The organism is Vibrio sp. 1078-1, assembly GCF_033340475.1.
Genome location: NZ_JAWOWM010000519.1, coordinates 1 through 625 on the forward strand (window position 1 = coordinate 1; position 625 = coordinate 625).

Annotated in this window: 1 protein-coding gene and 1 pseudogene; both read left to right on the plus strand. The window is 46.7% G+C overall.

Annotated features, from left to right (window positions below):
- The coding region (locus R7190_RS28535) for a sugar transferase (protein ID WP_318138017.1) at positions 1-314 on the plus strand (314 nt) is incomplete at its 5' end.
- Positions 304-625: pseudogene (locus R7190_RS28540) on the plus strand (capsular biosynthesis protein); the annotation flags it as partial. The gene R7190_RS28535 and the pseudogene R7190_RS28540, both read left to right, overlap by 11 nt.

The following is a 625-nucleotide window of genomic DNA, read 5'->3' on the forward strand; positions in this document are numbered from 1 at the left end:
TAGACGAACTGCCGCAGTTTATCAACGTATTGCAAGGCACTATGTCGATCGTTGGCCCTCGTCCTCATGCCGTTGCGCACAACGAAGAATATCGTCAGATTGTCGCCCGCTACATGTTGCGCCACAAAGTCAAACCAGGCATTACAGGTTGGGCTCAAATCAACGGCTATCGCGGCGAAACCGACACGCTCGATAAGATGGAAAAACGCGTCGAGTTTGATTTGGATTACATCCATCATTGGTCGGTTTGGATGGACATCAAAATCATCTTCCTTACCGTGTTCAAAGGCTTTACTGGCTCCAATGCGTACTAAGGCGGCGATGATGAAAACAACAACTCCAGCGCTTGCGCTTGCCCTTTGTTCAACAGCTGCATTAGCAGAGCCAATGGCATATCAAACTGAATCTGGCATTGAGTTTATCTCATTGGTCAAAGCGTTCTACGAAGGCGACGACAACATAAACAAAGCGGAAAAATCTCAAGATATAGAATCCGTAAACATTTGGGGACTAGAGCCTAGCTTGTTGGCACGTATCGAACGCCATCAATATCGCGCAGACATTCAGTACAAGCTAAAAGCGGGCTTTTCTTCAGACGAGAAGAATGATTACGATGACCATACCT